General features: G+C 56.7%; 12 protein-coding genes and 2 tRNA genes. 8 read left to right on the top strand and 6 right to left on the bottom strand.

Annotated features, from left to right (window positions below; translation table 11 throughout):
- The first annotated feature begins 51 nt into the window (after positions 1–51).
- Positions 52–1,194: an acyltransferase family protein gene (locus HDF10_RS14910; RefSeq protein WP_183814699.1), complete on the top strand. Its 1,143-nt coding sequence runs from the start codon at positions 52–54 to the stop codon at positions 1,192–1,194.
- Between the two features lie 23 nt (positions 1,195–1,217).
- Here HDF10_RS14910 and HDF10_RS14905 read toward each other — a convergent pair whose 3' ends face one another.
- From HDF10_RS14905 to HDF10_RS14895, 3 genes are all read right to left on the bottom strand, one after another.
- Positions 1,218–2,192: a glycosyltransferase family 2 protein gene (locus HDF10_RS14905; protein ID WP_183760280.1), complete on the bottom strand. Its 975-nt coding sequence runs from the start codon at positions 2,190–2,192 to the stop codon at positions 1,218–1,220.
- Positions 2,193–2,324: 132 nt separating this feature from the next.
- On the bottom strand, positions 2,325–2,582 hold the full coding sequence (locus HDF10_RS14900; RefSeq protein ID WP_183814697.1) for an energy transducer TonB: 258 nt from the start codon (positions 2,580–2,582) through the stop codon (positions 2,325–2,327).
- 168 nt (positions 2,583–2,750) lie between these two features.
- Positions 2,751–3,536: a DeoR/GlpR family DNA-binding transcription regulator gene (locus HDF10_RS14895; RefSeq protein WP_183760276.1), complete on the bottom strand. Its 786-nt coding sequence runs from the start codon at positions 3,534–3,536 to the stop codon at positions 2,751–2,753.
- Positions 3,537–3,789: 253 nt separating this feature from the next.
- Here HDF10_RS14895 and HDF10_RS14890 point away from each other — a divergent pair, with 253 nt between their 5' ends.
- From HDF10_RS14890 to HDF10_RS14880, 3 genes are all read left to right on the top strand, one after another.
- Positions 3,790–7,263 carry a TonB-dependent receptor gene (locus tag HDF10_RS14890; RefSeq protein WP_183814695.1) on the top strand — a complete coding sequence of 1,158 codons (3,474 nt, stop codon included), beginning with the start codon at positions 3,790–3,792 and terminating at the stop codon, positions 7,261–7,263.
- Between the two features lie 204 nt (positions 7,264–7,467).
- Positions 7,468–8,403: an N-acetylglucosamine kinase gene (locus HDF10_RS14885; protein ID WP_183814693.1), complete on the top strand. Its 936-nt coding sequence runs from the start codon at positions 7,468–7,470 to the stop codon at positions 8,401–8,403.
- Between the two features lie 158 nt (positions 8,404–8,561).
- Positions 8,562–9,368 (top strand): copper homeostasis protein CutC, encoded by an 807-nt coding sequence (locus tag HDF10_RS14880; RefSeq protein ID WP_183814691.1) that lies wholly within the window; start codon positions 8,562–8,564, stop codon positions 9,366–9,368.
- A 455-nt stretch (positions 9,369–9,823) separates the two neighbouring features.
- On the opposite strand, the gene HDF10_RS14875 is transcribed toward HDF10_RS14880, so the two are convergent.
- A tRNA-Val gene (locus HDF10_RS14875) sits at positions 9,824–9,900 on the bottom strand.
- 154 nt (positions 9,901–10,054) lie between these two features.
- Between HDF10_RS14875 and HDF10_RS14870 the strand changes: the two genes are divergently transcribed.
- The 4 genes from HDF10_RS14870 (at position 10,055) to HDF10_RS14855 (ending at position 13,377) form a co-directional block, all read left to right on the top strand.
- Positions 10,055–10,267, top strand: a complete 213-nt coding sequence (locus HDF10_RS14870; RefSeq protein ID WP_183814689.1) for a heavy-metal-associated domain-containing protein — start codon at positions 10,055–10,057, stop codon at positions 10,265–10,267.
- A gap of 15 nt (positions 10,268–10,282) precedes the next feature.
- A complete protein-coding gene (locus tag HDF10_RS14865) occupies positions 10,283–12,742 on the top strand; it encodes a heavy metal translocating P-type ATPase (RefSeq protein WP_183814687.1) in 2,460 nt (819 codons plus the stop codon).
- A gap of 10 nt (positions 12,743–12,752) precedes the next feature.
- Positions 12,753–13,121 carry a metal-sensitive transcriptional regulator gene (locus HDF10_RS14860; protein WP_183814685.1) on the top strand — a complete coding sequence of 123 codons (369 nt, stop codon included), beginning with the start codon at positions 12,753–12,755 and terminating at the stop codon, positions 13,119–13,121.
- Between the two features lie 179 nt (positions 13,122–13,300).
- Positions 13,301–13,377, top strand: a tRNA-Asp gene (locus HDF10_RS14855).
- A 76-nt stretch (positions 13,378–13,453) separates the two neighbouring features.
- Here the strand turns inward: HDF10_RS14855 and HDF10_RS14850 are convergent.
- Entirely contained in the window at positions 13,454–14,644 is a 1,191-nt protein-coding gene (locus HDF10_RS14850; RefSeq protein WP_183814683.1) for a tyrosine-type recombinase/integrase, read from the bottom strand.
- Between the two features lie 78 nt (positions 14,645–14,722).
- Complete coding sequence (locus HDF10_RS21455; protein WP_183814681.1) at positions 14,723–14,974, bottom strand: helix-turn-helix domain-containing protein; 252 nt, start codon at positions 14,972–14,974, stop codon at positions 14,723–14,725.
- Positions 14,975–15,164: the final 190 nt, after the last annotated feature.

The following is a 15,164-nucleotide window of genomic DNA, read 5'->3' as shown; positions in this document are numbered from 1 at the left end:
ATGGAGCAACATCGCTCCGCATACTCCCTGGCATCTCCCCACAGGATCAGCTTGTCGATCAACTCTAGCGCTATGCCGCTTTCAAAGACGCATCAAATCGAAGGCCTTCAGATATGCCGGGCGATTGCTGTAAGCCTGGTGGCTGCGCTCCATCTGATGCAGGTGATGGGAGGAAGCGGTAGCTTGTCGATGGTGCGATTTGGAAATCTTGGGATGTTCGGCGTTGACATTTTTTTTGTCATTAGCGGATTTATTTTAGGACTCACTGCGTTGCGGGCTGTATCGGGAGAGCCCCGATTCGAATCACTCCACTTCATCGCACGGCGCATTCTGCGAATCTTGCCGATCTACTGGATCGTTATTCTCTTCCCTTTGACTCGATGGCTTCGTTCGAGTGAGGTGTCGGGATTCACCTTCCTGGACTTCTGGTTTCTGCTTCCCGGCCTCTCTTATCCACGGGTCCACTTGATCATTGGCCTGGCGTGGACGCTGATCTTCGAGATGTTCTTCTATTACGTCCTGACTGTGTTTCTGCGGATCACGATACGAGATGCGGTTCGGAATACGATCGCTGCGCTGGTTCTTCTGGTGGTCGTGGGGGAGTTTCTGGGCATCCGCCGATCGGGCCTAGTGATTGTCATGAATCCAATTCTGCTTGAGTTTGTGATGGGAAACATTACGGCACTTGGATTTCAGAGATTCGGAAGGCAGCGCAGTACCGGCATTGCGATGCTGGTTGCCGGAGTCCTTGCGGTAGGACTGGTCAGTTTCTACGTGACGACGAACGTCGCCCTGGAACAGAATGTCCTGGTGGGTGTGGATATGCTTCCGCGAGTGGGGACCTGGGGGGTTGCGGCGTGGCTGCTGGTTAGCGGAGTGGTTTTTTGGGGGCCGCAGGTGAGATCTCGACTGGGCAAGATGCTAGTTGAAGTAGGGAACGGATCTTACTCGATCTATTTGACATCTGCTATTTCGACCGAGATGATCTCGCGTCTGATGGCCAGGATTCCGATAGGGTTCCTCAGAAGCGGTCCCATGATTCTGAGAGAAGGGATCGCGCTGGTGTGCGTGATTCTGAGTGGTATGGTCTGTTTCTGGTTCGTGGAAACGCCGCTACTCAGGTGGTTGAATGGCCGATACAAGTCGATCTTCGGTCAACGACGAGTAGTGCCTGCCCCTGTCATCGGAGTCTGAGGTGCTTGTCCTGACGACGCGGGTTACTGGATGAGGCTCTCTTCGGAGCGCAGGCGCAGGATGCGGTCTACGGCGTAGGGTGCGCGGTGGGCGGCGGTGTGAAAGTGGCGTACCTGGAGCTCTCCGAGCAGACCGATGCCCATCATCTGGATTCCGGCGAGGATGAGAACGCCGGCAATGACGAAGAGCGGTCCGTGGAGGCTCATGATGTGCTGGCCGGTGACGATCTTGAGGATGAGAAGCCAGGCGGCCATACCAAAGCCGGCTACCATGCCGAAGGCTCCGATGGTTCCGAAGAAGTGCAGCGGACGCGTCATGTAGCGGAGCAGGAAGCGGATGGTGAGGAGGTCGAAGAAGACGCGGAAGGTGCGGGAGATGCCATAGTGACTCTCTCCGAACTCGCGGGCGGGATTGGAGATGGGGATTTCGCAGATGCTGGCGCCGTACCAGGAGGCGAGGGCGGGGATGAACCGATGCATCTCGCCGTAGAGGGGGATGTTCTGGATAACTTCGCGGCGGTAGGCCTTGAAGGTGGTGCCGAAGTCGTGAATGTCGACGCCGCTGAGCGCGGCCATGAGCCAGTTTGCAGCGCGAGAGGGGATGCGGCGCATGATGAAGTTGTCGCCCCGCTGGGAGCGCCAGCCGCTGACTACGTCGTAGCCCTCCTCCAGTTTTGCGAGGAAGCCAGGGATTTCGTCGGGGTCGTGCTGGAGGTCGCCGTCCATGGCGAGGATGAAGTCGCCCTGGGCGTGGTCGAAGCCGGCGGCGAGGGCGGAGGTCTGACCGAAGTTGCGGCGGAGTTTGATGACCAGGACGCGGCTGTCTACGGCGGCGATCTCTTCGAGCAGGCGGTAGGTGCGATCGCGGGAGCCGTCGTCGACGAAGACCAGCTCGAAGGTGTCGTTGACGTGCTCCATGACGGCCTTCAGGCGGTCGTAGAGTGTGGTGACATTCTCTTCCTCGTTATGGAAGGGGACGACGATAGAATACTTTGGCACTTTATTATGATACTCCCGGGGTTTCGTTCTTTGGATGACGATCGTAGGACAAAAGATCTGAATCTGCCAGTTTTTTTGTCGATCGGCGGGAAGATCGAAGATTGACAGATGCGCTAAAGACTCCGAGGCCCGTTAAAAGTGAAAGTTCATAACGTAATCCATACTTTGCGGCTTACCCAGAAAGGAGCCAGCGACGAACTCGGCCTGTTGAGCAGCCGCGGTGGCTGCATCAGCCAACCTGGCGTCGTCGCCGATCTCTACCCTGATCTCGCCCACTTTGCCATCCTCGAGGACATCGACGATCAGACGGACCTGGCCATGAGTTCTGTGGCAGGGCTTCCCTGCCCGGCAATCCGGGGTTGGCATGCTGATCAGTCTGGGCGGTACCATCGAGGGTCTGCTTTGAGCGTGGAGCAGCAGGAGCGCCGGCGCTCCTAGAAAAAGCGGGAAAAAGGCCCAGGCTGCACGCATGAACTCATAGTCTCATGAGTTGGTGGGAGGGTAACCGCAATCTTTTTGAATATCAGGCTTGCTTCGCATTTGGACGATGATCGCCCGTTAGACGATGATCACTCGGACCTGCTTTCGGTGGAAGGCCTCGACCAGCTCCGGATCGACGCTGTCGTCCGTGATGATGGTGTGCAGGTCGCTTGTAGCGCAGACTTTGACGGGGGTGAAGATCCCGAGTTTGCTTGCATCCGCGACCGCAATGACCTGCTTGGCGTGCCTGACCATCTCGCCTAGAACCAGCGCTTCGTCGGATTCGATGACGGTCAGACCGTGGTCGGGGTGAATTCCGCATGCGCCCATGAAGACCTTGTCGAAGAAGAGCCGCTGCAGCGAGTCGAAGGCGGTTGCGCCGACCATTGAAAACGCGCCGGGCCAGCGGATGGAGCCTCCGGTAAGGGTGACGCGGGCGTTGGGGAGGCTGGAAAACTCCATGCCAATATTGACCGCGTTGGTGACGATGTGGATGCCCTCACGGTGCCTGAGGCTGCGGGCTACCTGGGTGGTGGTGGTGCCGGGCGAGAGCGCGATGGTGTCGCCCTCGTTGACCATCTCGGCGGCGGCGATGGCGATGCGGCGCTTCTCGTTTGCAAAACGCTCTTCGCGCAGGGGGAAGGCGGCGTCGAACCGGAACGGCTCGTAGGTCATCTTGCCGGCCAGCTCGACGCTGCCGTGGGTGCGGTTCACCAGGCCACGCTGAGCAAGTTTGATCAGGTCGCGACGGACGCTGGCTGGGGAGGCGTCGATGGTGACGGCCAGATCCTCAACGCAGCTCTGGCCTTTCTGTAGCAGGAGGTGAAGTATCTGGTTTGCGCGATCCTGGGTCTTCTGGGCCATGTCTCGTCCATTCTAATCACGCTTAAATCTACAGATGGCTGAATTTCGGCAAATTTGGCGGTTCCATTTTGCGTATATGAACTAGTTTTCTTCAGAATTATGAAAAGTTCTGTTGACAAATGTTTACATAGATTTCTATGCTCTAGCAACAATTTGATTTTTATGACCGCATCAAGCGGATATTCGGCATCGGCCAGCCGTTTTACGCTGCGCGGATCCTCCCATGTCCTACAGCCACCCTGGAGTCGTTCAAATGATGAAAGCAGCGCAAAAGATGAAGTTTATTAACCGTATCTCCTGGGTCGTGATTGCCATGGCGGCGCTCCTCTGTTCGCAGACCCTGCTGGCTCAAACTGTCACCGGAACGATCACTGGCGTGGTGACGGACCCGAGTGGCGCTCTGGTTGGGGGAGCGAGCGTAGTGGCGCACAACACGGATACGGGCGTGGACTCGACTGTGACAACAAATTCGGCGGGGCTGTATCGAGTTCAGTTTTTGCCGATCGGCCCCTATGAGGTGACGATTGATGCGAAGGGCTTCAATAAAGAGACGATCCCGGCGTTTCAGCTCGAGGTTCTGCAGACGGTCACGTTCAATGTGAAGCTGTCGCTGGGAGCTTCTTCGGAGGTAGTGAATGTCTCTGAGGCGGCTCCAATTCTGAACACCAATGACGCTACGCTCAGCGGTACGTTTACAACGAATACTATTGAGAACTTTCCTTTGAATGGTCTCGATTTCTCTGCGCTGACTCTGTATGTTCCAGGTGCGGTAAGCTCTGTCGGAACCTCGGGCACGACTGGCATTGAGCGCAGTCTCTTCTATACGGATTCGGTGAATCTGAACGGAAACCGTGCCCAGGCGAACAACTACACGCTTGACGGTATTGACCTGAACGAGAGCTTCAACAACCTGATCGCTTACAGCCCTGCTCCGGAGTCGTTGCAGGAGCTTAAGGTAATCACGGCGAACTCACCTGCGGACTATGGGAACGTCAATGGAGCGGGCGTCATTAGTGTACTGAAGAGCGGCACGAATCAGTTCCATGGCTCTGCGTATGGTTACGTACAGGACTCCAAGACCAACGCGAACTCCTGGACGAATAACCACGCCACGCCGATCCTCCCGATCAACCCGTTCACCCAGTCGCAGTTCGGTGGGACCCTGGGTGGCCCCATCAAGCGCGACAAACTGTTCTTCTTCGTCGACTACCTCGGATCACGCCAGCACAGTGGAGGCATCTCCCAAGCCAGTGTCTTCACCCAGGCGATGCGGAACGGGGACTTCTCCGCGCTTCTGCTCAATGGCAACAAGCAACTCTACGATCCGCAGAACAACTTTGCGCCTTACGCCGGGAACCTGGGTATACCGATTGTGAATCCGGTTGCGAAGTATCTCTTCGCTCATCCGGAGCTCTACCCGCTTCCCAATGCGACCCCCTCGGACGGCATCATCAATAACAACCTTCAGGGACCGGCCCGGAGCTACAAGGCCAACAACCAAGGGGATATCAAGATCGAGTACGATCCGCGCTCTGCGGACAAGATCACGGGATTCTTCTCCATCTCGACCGCCTATGATGGTTCGACTTCGGTTCTGCCGATCTCCTTCCCCGGCGCGAGCGTCTATCCCACCAAGGTGACGGGCGCGAACTGGGTTCACATCTTCTCCCCGGCGATCGTCAACTCGGCGCGTATCGGTTATACGCGCGTCAATTGGAGCAAAGGCTTGCCGGTCGACACTACGGGCGTGTTCGGGACTCACGGCAACTCTGTGGTGGGCATCACGTTTCCCAATCAGGCTTACCAGGGATTTACCGCCCAGGGTCCGGCGAATAACCAGGACGCGGGGTTCTCTACTCTCGGAAACAATGCGAGCAACAACGGCAGTCTTATCGACAACACCTACAGCTACATCGATAACCTTACTTGGCAACGCGGAAAACATACGCTCAGTATCGGCGTGCAGGCTATCCGGTATCAGAATAACTATCCGACCAGCAACAACAATGGCTTTCTGGGTTCACTTGGCTACTCCGGAAACTTCACAAGCAATCCCTCTCCAGACAGCCCTGACGGCCTCGGCGGATACAGCGGTGCGGACTTTGTGCTCGATCGCGTGAGTTCAGCGTCCGCCACCCTGGCCAGCGTAAACGTCGGACAGAGACAGTGGCGCGCTGCCGGCTTCGTCAACGACGACTTCAAGGCCCTGCCGAATCTCACCTTGAACATCGGCCTGCGTTACGAGTATGACCAGCCGTGGGTGGAGTCGAATGACAAGACGGGCAACATCGATGTTGCTACGGGACGGGTGATCTACGCCGGGCATATTCCTGCGGGAGCACCGGCTGGTTCAGGGCTGTGCAGCAACCATGCCTGCTACGACGCCAACTACCGGCAACTGACTCCGCGACTCGGGTTCGCCTACCAGGCAAACGACCGCCTCGTCGTTCGCGGTGGATACGGCGCGACCAGCTTCTTTGAGGGCAACTCGTCCAACCAACGTCTCACCTCCATCACACCGTTTATCCAGGCCGTCAATGTCAACGTCGTCGCGCCAACACCCGGGAATCCAGGTACCCCGCGTACCGCAGAGCAGGGTTTCGCCAGCGGCACGGTCGCCTTTGGCGGTACCTTCAACGTCTACCCGAAGGACATTCAGCCTGCCTATGTTCAGCAGTGGAACCTCACCCTTGAGTACGCGGTGAGCCATACTCTCTCGCTTCAGGTCGGATATCTCGGCGAACAGGGACAGCACATCGAAGACTACGGCAACCTCAATCAATACCTGGTCAATGGGGATCAGACCTCGGCTCCCTACTACAACAATCCTTTCATCGGCATCAATGCTATCGATCCGTCGGTGAGCATCGGATCCGGCTCGCTGCTTATCACAGAGTCTCGTGCATCTTCGAACTATCAGGCGCTCCAGGCAGTGCTTCGTCAGCGGACCAGCCACGGACTGGAGTTCACGCTGAACTACAGCTATGCCAAGGCGCTGACCAATAGCGCGGGCAACTATCCTGTGAACACCTCGGGTGCTACCAACTACGGGCAGGGCGCGTTTCAGAACTACTACGACAGTGCCGCAGACTGGGGTCCCGCAGCCTACGATGTAAAACATAATGTCAGCGGCACGGGTGTCTATGCGCTGCCGTTCGGGCATGGAAAACAATACCTCTCCGGCGTGAACCGCTGGGCCGACGAGGCGATCGGGGGATGGAAGCTCTCGGTGGCTGGTGTGGCGTATTCGGGCTTCCCTGAGACTACGAACGGTCCTGGCAACAATTCGAACAGCTTCGGAAACTCGAGGCCGAATCAGTATAGAAAACTGAGGATTGTTCATCGCAGCATCGACAACTGGTACGGCACCGATCCCTCTGCGATCCCATGTACGACGCCAGGTGTCGACAACGGTGTGTGCGCCTTCGGCGTGCCAGCACCGAATACCTTTGGCACCGCACGGAACGGCAACACACGTGGTCCGGGATACCTGAACGTGGACATGTCCGCCTTCAAGGACTTTCACACGTTTCGCGAGCAGACTCTTGGCTTCCGGTTCGACGCGTTCAACGCGTTCAATATCGTGAGCTACGGCAATCCGGATGTGAATATCAACGATGGGGCCAACTTTGGCAACATCTCGAACCAGGGTCCCGCGAACGGTATTCAACAAGCGGTACGATCTTCAGAACGGCATCTGCAGTTCTCGGCAAACTACAGGTTCTAACACGGTTTGCGGTGCTGTTTTTCGGGAGTATCGGCAACAGTAATTCCTCACCATAAGGGCAGGGCTTCGGCTCTGCCCTTGCCTCTTGATGGGTGGCTCTGCTGGGGTTGCCGCATCCTTTTTGCAAGACCGTCTCGGGCAGAAACAAATATGCTGTCTTCTGTTGTTACTATTTTTTTGAAGTGAGAGAGAAGAGGAATACGCTTGGCGTTTTATCTGGCACTGGATCTGGGCGGCACGAAGACGGAGTATGTACTGGCAGATGAGACCCGCGAACTCGCGCGAGTGCGGGGCGGCACCATCAAACTGATGCGCACCGACGCTAACACTGCGGCGCAGAATCTGGATAAGGCACTTGCTGAGTTGACCGCGTTGACCGGCGTGTCGATGAGATCGGTCACACGCAGCTGTGTTGGCGCGGCCGGCGTCACGGTGGCGCTGGTAACCGACTGGATACGGGAAGCCTTTGCGGAGCGCGTTGGGGGCTCGCTGGTCCTGGTTGGGGATGTGGAGATCGCGCTCGATGCTGCGTTCTTCGGCGGGCCGGGGGTGCTTGTGATGGCCGGTACGGGCTCGAACGTCGCCGGGCGCTTTCTATCGGGGGCTCTGACAACTGCCGGCGGTTGGGGACCGGTGCTGGCTGATCAGGGATCCGGCAACAGAATCGGGCATCAGGCGCTGCGCGATACTTTTTTTGCCATCGATGAAGAGCGTAAGACCACTTTGCTGCCGGCGATTCTTGATCTGTGGCAGCTTCCCGATCTCGAGTCGCTGATCGGATACGCCAACCAGATCCCTGCTCCGGACTTTACCCGCCTTGCTCCCCTGGTGGTGAGGTGCGCTGAGGAGGGAGACGCTGTGGCGCAGAACGTTCTTCAGCGCGAAGCAGAAGAGCTGGCCCACCTTGCGCATCTGGTCATCGAGCGGCTGCGGCGTGAGGCATCGGAGAACCGTCCGGGATGGGTTCCCAACCTTGCGTTCACCGGCAGCATCCTCGAACATGTCGCACCGATCCGCGACGGAATCGTTCAAGCTCTGCTACGCCGGTACTCCTCCCTGAAGGTTCTGCCCGGCACTGTCGATCCCATCCTGGGTGCGCTATGGCGAGCGAGGATTGGAGAACTGCCGAAAGCTGGATGAATAGCGTTAGACACTCTTCGACTTGACGCTAAAGGCGATGAGTTGACTTTCTCGATCCACATCTCTCATAATTTTGATTATTTGAGACTAAAATTTCCACTTTATGAATTTTTCCTGTATATAAATAAGGGCAACTTTGTAGGATGCCTCTCTGCAGGATGGCCAGGCTAACTAAAAAATTCAAGGATCGGAAAAACTCCTGTGGTTCGTGTGAGTTGATGCGCAAGATTATCTTCGAACTCTGTGCCGAGAGTATTCAGGCTTGTCTGGCCGCGCGCGAAGGCGGGGCTGATCGCATTGAACTGTGCACCGCGCTCAGTGAAGGCGGTCTTACGCCTAGTCACGCGCTGACGCGCGCAGCGGTTCTACGCAGCGGACTTCCCGTTCATGTTCTCTTGCGGCCTCGAAGCGGCGACTTCGACTATACGGACGATGAGTTCGCCCTCATGCGGGAGGATCTACTGCATGCGCGCGGTCTCGGAGCGAGCGGCTTTGTGCTTGGCATACTTCGCACCGACGGCACGGTGGACTCGGAACGGACGCGCGAGCTTGTAGAACTGGCTGCCCCGCTCGAGATCACCTTTCATCGCGCCTTCGATTACACCGACTCGCTGGAGCAGGCTCTGGAAGACGTGATTGCGACTGGCTGCAGGCGTGTTCTCACCTCCGGTGGCGAACCTGATGTACTCTCGGGAGTGGACAAGCTGGCGCGGCTGGTGAAGCTCGCTGACGGAAGAATTGATATCGCCGTCGGCGGCGGTCTGCGTATTAAGGATGCAAAGGCCCTGGCTCGTGCGACTGGGGCCAGCCACTTTCATGGTTCTCTGCGTCGGAGCGAAGCCAGCAGTATGCAACACGAGCGTCGCTGGGTGTTGGAGGATGCAGATTCAATGGACGGCACCTCGCGCTTCGTGGTGGACTCGGCTGATGTGCTGGCCATGATCGAGAACCTGCGAAGCTCCTGACTTCCGGACAACGTTCGACGCACATTAGCTAATTGCTAGTCGCTCCAGGAGCTTAGTCCGGTATGCCCTTGGCGTTGCAAATGGAGCAGCTGCGCCGGTGCTCTCTAAGAATCTCCATGGCTGCAGTCTGTTCACGCTTTGCTGTCTGAAACCTTGCGCTGCGCACGGCAAAAGGCGATGCGTTTGGAGAAGAGCTCTCTAAATCATTTTCGGCAGCTAACCGCGTCCTTGTGGCTTCTTCATACTGGCGTTCGGTCCTGTAGCATTCAGGGTTTGACATGGCAGGAAGGCCTTCACAAGAAGATGAAGCTCAACGATCCGATTTACTGGCACTGTGCCGGACTATAACAGACATCTCCCCGCACAATTCAGAAGCCTCCCAGATTGTTTGTGGAGGCTTTTTCTTTCACTTGCATGGAACCAATGTTTGGGAAGACCTGCTAATTATTGATTATTGGTGGGCAGTGAGGGACTCGAACCCCCGACATCCTGCTTGTAAGGCAGGCGCTCTAACCAACTGAGCTAACCGCCCGTTGAAGTTCTTTAGGACCTTAGACAGTGTATGGGAGCGGCGGGCTGGATGCAATGTGTGGCTGCCTGACACTTCATTTCGCTTCTGGCGCAGGTTATAATTTTTGATACCCCCAGGGGGTATTTTGCATCTAACCCTGAAGAGGAGTGATTTCATGCGGGAAGCGCTCGGGTTGTCGATTGAAGGAATGCATTGCGGAGCTTGTGTTCGCAGGGTGACGGATGCTCTCGGAAAGATCGATGGGGTTGAGGTGAGCTCGGTCGAGGTTGGATCGGCCAGGGTGGCGTTCGATCCGAAGCGGGTAACGGTGGAGAAGATCGTCGGTGCGGTCAACCGGATCGGCTTTACGGTACGCAGTGAAAAGTAACTGTGGGAGGAAGCGATGTCGGGTAGTTTGAAGATCAAAGACGGAGCTGAGGCCAAGGGAGTCTTGGCCTCAGCTTCAGCCGTAGTCACGACACCGGTAGAGCAGGTCACTATTCCTGTCTCCGGGATGACGTGCGCGGCGTGTCAGTCGTTTCTTCAGCGAGAGCTTGCCGGCCAGGCTGGGGTGCGGGATGCGACGGTTAACCTGATGCTGCACAATGCAACGGTGACGTTCGATCCAGGCGCGACTTCGACCTCTGCGCTGGTCGATGCGATTCGAAGCACAGGCTACGGCGCGGAGTTCCCTGTCGAAGACCGGTCCGTTCTTGAAGAGCAGGAGCAGCACGACGAGGCGCAGCTGAGGGAGTATCGGCAACTGCGAGTGAAGGCCGTGGCAAGCTTGATCGCTGGCGGCGTGGCCATGCTCTTGTCGATGCCATTAATGTCGCCACTCATGACGATCGACAGCGCGGACGGGATGGAGCGGATGAAAGATCCGCTGATGAGTTGGAACATACGGGTGATTGATCCACTGTTGCGCAGCGCGCTTCCCTGGATGTATCGAATTGATCCGGGCGTGATTCGCTGGTTCCTCTTTGCGCTTGCGACATTCATTTTGAGCTGGGCGGGGCGACGGTTTTATACCAAGGCATGGTCTGCTCTTCTGCATAAGACGGCGGATATGAATACGCTGGTGGCGCTTGGCACCGGCGCCGCATATCTCTACTCGGCTGCCAGTACGATTGCTCCGGGATTTTTTGTGGCACGCGGCATCGCCCCCGATGTTTATTTTGAAGCGGTGACTCTGATCATTGGATTGGTGCTGGTTGGAAATGCGCTGGAGAGCAGGGCGAAGGGGCAGACGGCAAGCGCACTGCGAAAGCTTGTGCAGCTTCAACCGAAGACTGCGACTGTTCTGCGAGAAGGTATTGAGAGCAGCGTGCCGTTGGAGTCGATCCAGAGTGGCGATGTTGTGCTGGTGCGGCCTGGCGAGCGAATTCCTACGGATGGAGAGGTGATCGCGGGCAGGAGTAGCGTGGACGAGTCGATGCTCACAGGCGAGTCACTGCCGATTGAGAAGACGGCTCGAGACAGGGTGATGGGAGGAACGCTGAATCAGCGGGGATCGCTGCAGTATAGGGCGACCAGCCTGGGAGCGGGCAGCACACTGGCACAGATCGTGCGCCTCCTGCGCGAGGCCCAGGGATCTCGTGCTCCGATTCAACGCATCGCGGATCGCATCAGCGCGGTGTTTGTTCCGACGGTGCTGGCGATTGCGATCGTTACCTTCGCCGCGTGGCGGTTGTTCGCGCCTCACTACGGTGTGATGCAGGCATTTGCTGCTGCTGTCACCGTGCTTGTGATCGCATGCCCCTGCGCGATGGGTCTGGCTGTTCCGACGGCTGTAATGGTAGCGACAGGACGGGGAGCCAACTATGGGATTCTGATCAAAGGTGGAGAGGCTCTTCAGCGATTGGAGAAGATCGATACTATTGTGCTCGACAAGACGGGGACGATCACTGCGGGGCGTCCCGAGGTCACTGATGTTTTTCTCGCTGCTAGCGATGACGATGTGGCGAGCACGCAAAGCCCGAATGACTTCGAGGATCATGTCCTGCTCGTTACGGCCGCGCTGGAACGTGCCAGCGAACACCCTCTCGCTGAAGCCATCGTTCAATACGCCGTAGCGCGAGGTTTGAATCTGCCTCAGGCTGAGGAGTTTGAATCGCTTCCCGGACTTGGCGTGGCGGGAGTCGTCGATGGGGAGACTGTATTGATCGGCAATACTGCATGGATGAACAAGAACCGTGTCCTCGTTGAGCCGATGGTTTCTAGCGCAGAGCGGATGTCGGAGGAAGGAAAGACTCCACTATGGATTGCGATCGAGGGCAGACTGGCCGCCGTTCTCGCGGTTGCAGATACGATCAAACCTGGCTCCATCGACGCTGTTCGCAAGATGCACGACGAGGGGCTTCGCGTGGTGATGCTTACAGGCGACAACGAACGCACCGCTCATGCTATTGCACAGAGGGTTGGCGTCGATGAGGTGATTGCGGACGTTCTCCCTGCTGGCAAGGTGGAGGCCGTCAAACGTCTTCAAGCGGAAGGTCGAGTTGTCGCGATGGTCGGAGATGGGGTTAACGATGCTCCTGCACTCGCACAGGCTGATGTGGGGCTGACGATGGCCAGTGGCGCCGACATCGCGATGGAAGCCGGAGACGTAACGCTGATGCGGAGCGATCTTACTGGCGTCGCAGCAGCGATAACCCTATCGCGGGGCACGATGCGCGTGATGCGGCAGAATCTGTTTTGGGCCTTCGTCTATAACGTGATTGGGATTCCGGTTGCGGCTGGTGCGCTCTATCCGGCGTTCGGTTTGCTGTTGAACCCGGTGATAGCCAGCGCGGCGATGGCGCTCAGTTCTTTCAGTGTTGTCACCAATAGCCTCCGATTGCGACGGCTGAAGCTTGAATAAAAGGAAAACCATGGCTACGAAAAAGACAGATCTTCAATTTAGAAACGCGGTAGTGGATTCCTGCGCCTGCGAGATAGGCGAATCGGAACGCAAGGCTACTGGAGTGGATCCTGAGATCAAAGCCTCCAACCTGCGCCGTCTGCGACGTCTCGAAGGACAGATTCGGGGCTTGCAGCGCATGGTCGAGGAGGATCGCTACTGCGCCGACATTCTGACCCAGGTGTCGTCGGTGCAGGAGGCACTTCGCTCCGTGGCTCGGGCCTTGATGCGGAATCACCTATCTCACTGTGCGACTCAGGCCATTCGCAGCGGATCGGTGGAGGAGAGGCAGGCGATGTACGATGAGCTACTCGAGCTCATCTACAAAAACGCTCGCTAACAACGAATCGGGCCATCAAAATCTTGCTTGATCTGATAGACTTACAACTGTCGTCGAGTGGACGTACTGGTCTTCGAAAAGGACCTTAGCCGAACTCAAAGACAACGAACCAGGATTTTGGCGATGGCGTATATCTGCCCGTTCTGAGTAAGATATAATCGCTAACGAAGGTGAAATGTGGGGACGTAGCTCAGTTGGTTAGAGCGCTGCCCTGTCACGGCAGAGGTCGCGGGTTCGAGCCCCGTCGTCCCCGCCATACAGCAAAGCACTTAGCTTAGTATGGCACCCAGAGTGACAATCGAATCCGGGTTCGATATGGGTTCAATAAGAACCTATTGAGCAATTTTAGGGTCTGCGGCACCCTTCGTTTCACCCAGATTCGTAATCATCATCTTCACAACCTTGCTCTGAGCCGCGCGCTTGTGGGAGTTCACCGCCTGTGTGTAGACGTCCAGCGTGATCCGACTGTTTGCGTGCCTCAAGAGCTCCTGTACGGTCTTTACATCTTCCCCATTTGCCTTCAGGATTGTTCCGAAGGAATGACGGAAGGTGTGCCAACCGATGTTCTTGTTGATGCCCACTCGCCGAGCTGCGGGCTTGATGTAGCGCTTCATAAGATTGTCCGGCCAGTAGGGCTGTTTGCCCTGCATAGTCGGACTGGCAAAGACCCAATCGGATTCCATCGGGTATGGGCAGAGCTTTCTCCATCGCAGGAGGTCCTCAGCCATGTAGGCATCCATCGGAACGGGTCGAGCTGATCCCTCCGTCTTGCAGACACCTAAAACCTGATGCCAGATCGATTCGGTCACCCGAATCTCTAGGTTCTTGAAATCCACGTCATCCCAACGCAACGCCAGCAATTCGCTCACGCGCAAACCGGTTGCCGCGTCGAGGAGAGCCAGCGTCCGTTCTCTGGGAGCCAAAGTCTCAAGAAGTACCTGGAGTTCGTGCAAATCGAGAACTTCTGGAATCTTCTCTCGCTTCGCGCTCTGCCGAACGAGCTGCATCGGATTCCGATCAGTCCATTCGTAACGCATCGCGTGGGTAAAGAGAGCACTCATGATGTTCCGAATCTTTGCCTTGGTTCCTTTCGCCCGCTTGATGCTCCGAAGCCATTCTTCAACGGCCACGGATTTCACTTGATCCAGCCGGTGTGTTCCCCAACGCGGGATGATCCACACCTTCAAGTAGCATTCGTAAGCAGCGCGTGTCGAGTACGCCTTGCCTTCCTTGTCACCCTTCACCAACTCTTTCAGTCGATAGTGAGCGATGAGATCGGAAACTGTACTCGGCCCGCCTTCCGCTTGCGGGGTTTGCTGGTTGGCGTCAATGCGCAATGCTAAAGCTGCTTTGAGAGCTGATGCTTCGTTCGACAGTGTTGCAACGGTTCCGACGATAGCCTTACGGTACTTACTATTTCCGTCTGCTCCGACTTCCCGCCATCTGAAGATCCAAACATCAGGTCCGTTTTGCCGCTTTTCGCGTTGCACGCTTCCTTGTTGATAGCGTGTTCGCCTGGACATAATCCTCCTGTTCAGGCGCAACGGATGGCTATCTCTAGCCTACCGCTATGCCGGGCAGAGTTCAGTGGAAATCGAAGGTTAACTTGCAGCTTGACGCTGAATCCAATCCTCGATGTCCGATCCCCGAAAACGCCAAAGTTTGCCCACGCGAATGCCGCGGACAATTTTCTGCCGTGCGTACCGTTGCAACGTCTTTGAGTGGATTCCCATGATCGACGCTGCAGCGTCCGTGTCGAGAAGCGGCGCGGGTGCCCAAGACTCCGTGCCCACCGGTTTCTTGATCGTCGGATCGATTTCAAGGAGTGAGCCGTTGATTGAGGAGGGTTGCATAGATCGCCCTTTCGCAATGCCAGAACGAGGGGCTATTACAGCCGGTCACCCCTCAATTCCTCATCAGATTCTGTGATTTTTGCCTGCCAGTCCAATACTTCCTGTCTATGGTGCGATGCCTTTGGGCTATGGTGGATTCCCTTTATTGCCGTACGGTCACCTTAAGGTGACCTATTGACAGAAGTGATTC

This window comes from Tunturiibacter empetritectus (assembly GCF_014201375.1).
Classification (GTDB): domain Bacteria; phylum Acidobacteriota; class Terriglobia; order Terriglobales; family Acidobacteriaceae; genus Edaphobacter; species Edaphobacter lichenicola_D.
Note: the sequence above shows the minus strand (reverse complement) of the source record. Positions and strands in the feature narration are given on the sequence as shown.